At 73.1% G+C, this 234-nt stretch carries 1 protein-coding gene; it reads left to right on the top strand.

Annotated elements, in window-relative coordinates:
• A partial coding sequence (locus tag RB628_RS42310; protein ID WP_318325874.1) for a hypothetical protein occupies positions 1 to 229 on the top strand: 229 nt, incomplete at its 5' end.
• Positions 230 to 234 lie beyond the last annotated feature (5 nt).

Raw genomic sequence — 234 nt, forward strand, 5'->3', positions numbered from 1 at the left:
GGAGCGCAAGATCCGCAGCGCCGGGCGGCCGTGGACGGTGGGCGACATCGCGATGATGGCCGACGGCCAGTGGGCTGTGGGCACTCAGGCCGAGGGGCAGCGTAACGGGGAAGCCGTGGTGGAGCACCGGATCGCGGACGGGCGGCGCGTCGAGCTGACGGTGGAGGAGTTGGCCCGCTCGGTGGGCTCCCGGTTCGGGGACGCCCACCGCGACGAAGACGCGGAGTAACCGGT

It is taken from the genome of Streptomyces sp. ADMS (assembly GCF_033441795.1).
Classification (GTDB): Bacteria; Actinomycetota; Actinomycetes; order Streptomycetales; family Streptomycetaceae; genus Streptomyces.